This is a genomic window from Paenibacillus sp. BJ-4 (assembly GCF_020404765.1).
Taxonomy (GTDB): domain Bacteria; phylum Bacillota; class Bacilli; order Paenibacillales; family Paenibacillaceae; genus Paenibacillus.
Genome location: NZ_JAIVEM010000165.1, coordinates 108,655 through 115,220, shown reverse-complemented (window position 1 = coordinate 115,220; position 6,566 = coordinate 108,655). Strand labels below are relative to the sequence as shown.

The window sequence follows — 6,566 nt, the reverse complement described above, 5'->3', positions numbered from 1 at the left end:
TGGAGAAACAGGGGTAACACCCCGTTTCTCCCAGATACCAGACCATTATTATGTAAAGAAAAAGAACCCGCGTCTCAAAAAGACGGGGTTTCTCGACAATCTGAGACGACATTTCCATGTCGTCTCCTATGTTCAAAATAGTCGTACCATAGGTCGATTCCTATTATTTCACAAGCACGGATGATCCAGCTCGTACAGATTACGGTATCGGGCCTGCTCCTGCCAAAGCTGTGCATGACTGCCTCGCATGGAAATTACACCTTTTTCCATAAAGATCACCTCGTCCATATGCTCCATTCCCGTCAGATGGTGCGTGATCCAGATCAATGTTTTGCCCTCCAGCACACGAAACATCGTCTGCATAAGTGCATGCTCTGTCAGTGGATCAAGCCCCACCGTTGGCTCATCCAGTAAAACAATCGGGTGATTTTGCAGCAAAATTCGCGCCAATGCAATGCGCTGCCTTTCTCCACCCGAAAAACGAAGGCCCGTTTCCTGCATCCGGGTATCGTAGCCATCTGGCAAAGAATCAATCAGGGCTCCAAGCCCCACCTGCTCCGTTACTGCACGGACCTCTTCCAGCGAAGCATCGGGGCGCGCCAGCCGAATATTGTTAGCTACCGTCGTATCAAACAAATACGGCTGCTGGTTTAACACCGCAAACAAGCTGGAGTATGCTCCACCGGTATATACGGGTACACCTGCGACAGTTACACTCCCTTCATCCGGCTGCAACGCTCCCTGAATCAGATTCAGCAGTGTGGACTTTCCAGCACCGCTGCGACCAAGCAGCGCAACCTTGCCTCCCTGCGGCACACGCAAGGAAATATTGTGCACGCTCCATTCTTGCGTTGCTGTATAGCGGTAGCTCACGTTGTTCAGCAGCAGCTCACCTGCGTTGCCCGATAGCTGGGCGGTAGCATGTTCCGCCTCTATTTGGTCTACTGTGCCTCCTGCTGCTTGCTGCCCTGTATGCACAGAAGCCGAGGCCGAAAACGGTGCAGATGCAGCAGTTATAGGTGTATGTTTTTCCGAATCTTTCAACCGTCGTAGTGAATCTTGATACTCCGGTGCATGCACCACCGCTTCTCCAGCCCGCACAAAGGCATCCAACAGCGGAAAGGCAACAAGTGCAAAGGAGGCCAGCCATGTTGACTCAAGACCATTTTGTGCTACCAGTCCTCCGGCCCATACGGTCATGATCACAATTCCGCCGCCTACCACGCATTGTGCAATCCAATGGGAGCGCCACTCGCCCCGCCGAAGCGAATTTTCCACTATGGCAGCCTTGTTTTGACGCTGTGTAAAGGAGCCCAGGAAATGCCCAGTCCGTCCGCTCAACACCAGATCACTCATGCCGAACATAGCATCGGTCAGCTCCTGATAAGCTTTGCTCCGTTCTTGCTTGAACGTTCGCCGTTTGGCGAGCGAAGCCCACAGTGAGATGGCCGGGGCGATAAAAAGCAGAAATGCACAATACAGCGCCATGAGCAGAGCAAATGTTCCGTCCATCCACCCCAAGGCTGAAATGCCTACTGCATAAATGAGCAATGCCGATAAGGCAGGCAGGACCAGCTTCAAATAGATATTTTGAAGCTGCTCAATATCCTCAGCAAGCAATCCCAACAGGTCTCCTGTACGGAATTTGCTGCGGATCATCAGTGCTTGCGGCTCCACTGCCCGATACAGCCTTACCCGCATACGGGACACAAGGCGCAGCGCTGCATTATGTCCTACCAAGCGCTCCAGGTATTGAATGACCGCTTTACTAAAGCCGAAGGTTCGTACAAGCACAATCGGCACGTACACCATCAATATATTTTCCGGTTTTAAAGCCGATCGGGTAATCAGGTGACCGGACGTAAAGAGCAACGCGCCTGCACACCCAATCGCCAGTGCGCCCAAAATCGCCGCCGCCAGAAAAGCCCAGAAATATTGTCTCAAATAAGACACAAACCAGCCTTGACCGCTATTGTCCGTCGCTCTCATATCGTCTGTCCCCTCCTTCCGCTGTTTCTATAAGTAGCCGGAAATATTCTCCCTTACGAGAAACCAATTGCTTATGCGAACCCACTTCTTCCAAACGACCTTGATTCATCACCCAAACACAATCCATATCCGGCATCCAATGAAGTCGATGGGTTGCGAGAAGCATTTTTTTGTGCTGCAAAACGGACAAAATTGTCAGCTTCAGCTCCCATTCCGTCTCAATATCCAGATGTGCTGTTGGTTCATCCAATAAAATGACCGGACGATTGCTCAGCAAAGCACGCGCCAATGCAATTCGCTGCGCTTGACCTCCACTCAACGTCCGTCCTGCTTCACCGATAGGCTCTTCCAACCCACCTGGAAGTCCATCCACCAACTCGCGAAGTCCTACCGCGTCAATCGCCCATTCCACCTGATCATTGGATGCCTCCGGCTCATAGAAGCGGATATTATCTGCCAGAGAAGCGCTGAACAGAAATGGATGCTGTGGAATATAGGCAATATGCCGCTGCCATTCGGCTTTGGCATCACCAGCTAAAGGGCAGCCATTCAGACTCAGCTCGCCCGAAGTCGGGTCAGCAAAGCCGCCCAGTAAGCTGAGCAACGTTGTTTTACCTGCACCGCTGGCTCCGACGATGCCGATCATGTTCATGTGCGGCTCGATGCTTGCAGATACATGGTCAAGCCTCGCGGAGCCGTCCTCATTGAGGAGGCACACATCCGACAGCCTCAGGGTTTCCTGCCCTGTGATGGTTAGACCATTATCTCTGCCGCCATTACCTTCGCCCTTAGCATGCAACTCGCTGCCCTCACTCTTGAATGTCTCTGGAGTATGGATGTCTCGCTCATCTTTGGCCAGTATAGAGCGCATCGCACCCCAAGCCTCCTTGCCATCCAGCGAGGCATGATAGTCTGATCCCAACTGACGAATCGGCATAAAATAGTCCGGGGCCAAAATAAGTATCATAAGCGCTGCCTCCAGGCCCACCGATCCACTAATCAGGCGCAGACCCAAACCGACAGCTACAAAAGCAACCGACAGCATGCTAAAAAAGTCGAGGGCAAACGAGGAAAGAAACGCTACTCGTAGCGTACGCATCGTTGCCGCCCGGTACTGGTCACTGACCTTCCCGACGGTTTCCCCATGCTCTCGACTGCGGCCCAGAAATCGTAAGGTCTGTAGCCCACGCAGCGAATCCGTGAAATGGTGCGACAGCAGACGATAGGAACGCCACTGCTTGTCTGCCTGCTTCCGCGCCGCCAAGCCGAGCAAAATAAAAAAGCCCACCAGGATTGGCATCGTAATCGTCAAAATGATACCTGAAATGAGATCCAATGTGAAAACATATACAAGCACAAGTAAAGTTACAGCCATCATGTCAATCATACGAGGGATGGACAGCTCCAAATACGTGCGAAAACGATCCACTCCATCCAGCGCCAGCGTTACCAGCTTGCCGCTGCCTTCCTTCGCGGCAAAGCCCGGCCCACGCTCGAACAAACGTGCAAGCAGACGCTCCCGCAAGGAAGCGCCTGCTGCTTCGGCGAAACGGCCTGCTGTTCGACGTTGCAGCCAGATCACCGTATGCCTTGCTGCAAAAGCCGCCAAAAACAACGCCAGTGACGGCCAAGCCATCACCAGCGGATTTTTATTAAATAAAATCGTCACTGCCTTCGCCAAAAAAGTCGCTTGTGCAATCACAGCGGCCCCCTGGAGAAGGGAAAGTGCAGCCAGCAGCAGCATTACCGGCCGAACGCCCTTTAATTCAAACCATGCTTTATCCATTAGTATTCCAAATGATCCTTTTCACTAAGACGCTTATGGAAAACAAAGTAGCTCCATGCCTGATAAGCCAATACAAAGGGTAAAAGCGTTGCTGCAACAATCGTCATGGCTTTCAGTGTGTAATGACTGGAGCTTGCATTATAAATCGTCAGATCGAATGCACTGTTGATTGAACTCACCATAAATCTCGGGAACAAGCCGACGAATAATGAAACGAAGGTCAGCAAAATCATGGCGCCCGTCATCCCGAAGGCCCATCCTTCGCGGCGCTGCTTCAGGGAATACCAGGCCAGCACATAAGCGACCATTCCGACTGCGACCGCCGCATACATGAAGGGACCACGACGTGCGAATACATCCGTTGAAAAATAAGTCCAGGCCACCATTCCGGCGAGCAAAACACCTAATATCGGCAGGAATTTGGACGCGATCACACGAGCGCGATCCCTCACCTCTCCCACCGTCCGTAGAGAAAGAAACGTCAGTCCATGCATCAGACACATCCCGACCACTGTCAGTCCGATCCATACCGTATATCCATTGAACACATCGGAAAATCCGGCTTTTAAATCCATGTTTTGCTGGATAGGTACACCTCTCACCAAAGCTGCAAAAGCCATACCGAACAGCATAGGCGGCAGGAAGCTGCCTATCAGAATGCAAGCATCCCACGTCCTTGTCCACCATTTGCCTTCTGCCTTGCCACGGAATTCAAAGGAAACTCCACGTAAAATCAAGCCTAGCAGAATGAACACAAATACCAGGTAATATCCGCTGAACATAGTCGCATAAAAGTGTGGGAAAGCGGCAAACATCGCACCGGCCGCTGTGATCAGCCATACCTCATTGGCATCCCAGAACGGACCAATCGTATTGATCATCAAGCGTTTTTGCTGGTCATTACGGGGTATCAATCCCAGAGCCATACCCACGCCAAAATCGAAGCCCTCCAGAAAGAAAAAGCCGGTAAATAGCACAGCAATCAACAAAAACCATAAATCATTTAGCGACATTGGTGCCACCTCCTTGAGCAAATGGATCATGAATTACCGTATGCTGATGCGGCTCGATATCCGGACCCTTGCGAGCTGTACGAACGAACAGGAATGCCAATACACCTGTCAAAACGACATACAGCGTCGTAAACGCAATCAGTGAGAACAGCACTTCTCCTGCCACAACGGTAGGTGAAACAGAATCCTTCGTTTGAAGCAAACCAAACACAGTCCATGGCTGGCGCCCCATTTCGGTCATAATCCAACCTGCAGTATTCCCAATGAATGGGAGCGATATCCCCCACAGCATAAGACGGAAGAACCACCGATGCGAGCCCTCCAATTTTTTACGGAAGCTCAGGTAAGCTCCGTATAGAGCCAGTGCAATCATGGCACATCCCGCCGCAATCATAATGCGGAAGCTCCAGAAGGTAGTACGTACTGGCGGAATATAATCACCCGGACCGTAGGTTTTTTCATACTGCGCCTGAAGTTCATTCATACCAGGCACAGAGCCGGAAAACTTACTATACGATAGAAAACTCAGTGCAAAAGGGACTTTAATCTCAAAGGTATTTTCCTTCTTTTCAGGATCAATACCTGCAATAACCGTCCAAGGCGCAGGGTCACCACTGTTCCCCCACAAGGCTTCACTGGCAGCCATCTTCATGGGTTGTGTTTTTACCAAATATTGAGCCTGTCCATGACCAAACAAAGGAATAGCAATAGCACTGATTAGTGCAACAACAATACTCAACTTAAAAGAAGGTTTAAAAAAGTCCATATTCTTTTTATGCATCAGCTTCCATGCACTAATACCCGCTACGAGGAAAGCCCCGGTTGCAATGGCAGCAAATATGGTGTGAGGATACTCCCACAAAAGCTGCTCGTTCGTTAACAAAGCAGCAAAATCCTGCATTTCTGCACGTCCATTTTCGATCCCATATCCTACGGGACGCTGCATGAATGAATTGGCTGCCAGAATCCACAAAGCCGAGAGCATCGTACCGATGGAAACCAGCCACATACAAGTTAAATGAACAGCTTTGGACAGCCTTTCCCAACCGAATACCCATAAGCCGATAAAGGTAGACTCCAGAAAAAAGGCAAGCAGTGCTTCAATCGCCAGCGGCGTACCAAATACATCGCCAACAAAACGGGAAAAGTCCGACCAGTTCATCCCGAACTGAAATTCCTGTAAAATCCCGGTGACCACGCCCACTGCAAAGTTGATTAGCAGAAACGTCCCCCAAAATTGAGCCATTTTTTTGTACAAATCATTTTTTTTGATTACATACATGGTCTCCATGATCGCCACCAACAATGACAATCCAATGGAGATCGGCACGTAAACAAAATGAAGAATGGTGGTTGTCGCAAACTGCATTCGTGCCAATTCTAATACGTCCATGATGTTATTCCTCCCCCTGTGCTTCTCCTAAGAACCGCTTGATAAATGAGTCTCTGAGGCCAGCAATCCACCTTTGTGATAATATTCACATTTTTTCATATGAACTGATCATTTTAAGAATGGCTTGCCCAGTCACTTTCGCCATTGATTTCATGATCCGACTTCAGAATAACAACATTATATAGAATTGATTTGAATGAAATAGAATCGAAAGTGTGAACATCGTGTCAAAGTTGTGTCGTAACGATGGCGAATTTATGAAATCAGCCCAAATCCTCTAATCAATGTGACATTTTCGATTGATCTGCATGTTTTTCTACGCAAAAAAAGTCTCTCGTGCAGATGTCAGAGAACATTTCTTCGACATCTGCACGAGAGACTTGGT

The 6,566-nt window shown here is 49.7% G+C and carries 4 protein-coding genes; all 4 read right to left on the bottom strand.

Annotated elements, in window-relative coordinates; genetic code table 11:
* Positions 1-168: 168 nt before the first annotated feature.
* The 4 genes from cydC to LCF57_RS25025 are packed head-to-tail and all read right to left on the bottom strand — an operon-like array spanning position 169 to position 6,181.
* A complete protein-coding gene (cydC, locus tag LCF57_RS25040) occupies positions 169-1,989 on the bottom strand; it encodes a thiol reductant ABC exporter subunit CydC (RefSeq protein ID WP_226003083.1) in 1,821 nt (606 codons plus the stop codon).
* Positions 1,970-3,775: a thiol reductant ABC exporter subunit CydD gene (gene cydD, locus LCF57_RS25035; protein ID WP_226003082.1), complete on the bottom strand. Its 1,806-nt coding sequence runs from the start codon at positions 3,773-3,775 to the stop codon at positions 1,970-1,972. Before cydD ends, cydC begins: the two co-directional genes overlap by 20 nt.
* Complete coding sequence (gene cydB, locus LCF57_RS25030; RefSeq protein WP_226003081.1) at positions 3,775-4,788, bottom strand: cytochrome d ubiquinol oxidase subunit II; 1,014 nt, start codon at positions 4,786-4,788, stop codon at positions 3,775-3,777. Before cydB ends, cydD begins: the two co-directional genes overlap by 1 nt.
* Positions 4,775-6,181: a cytochrome ubiquinol oxidase subunit I gene (locus LCF57_RS25025; protein WP_226003080.1), complete on the bottom strand. Its 1,407-nt coding sequence runs from the start codon at positions 6,179-6,181 to the stop codon at positions 4,775-4,777. The genes cydB and LCF57_RS25025 overlap by 14 nt, the downstream gene beginning before the upstream one ends.
* Positions 6,182-6,566 lie beyond the last annotated feature (385 nt).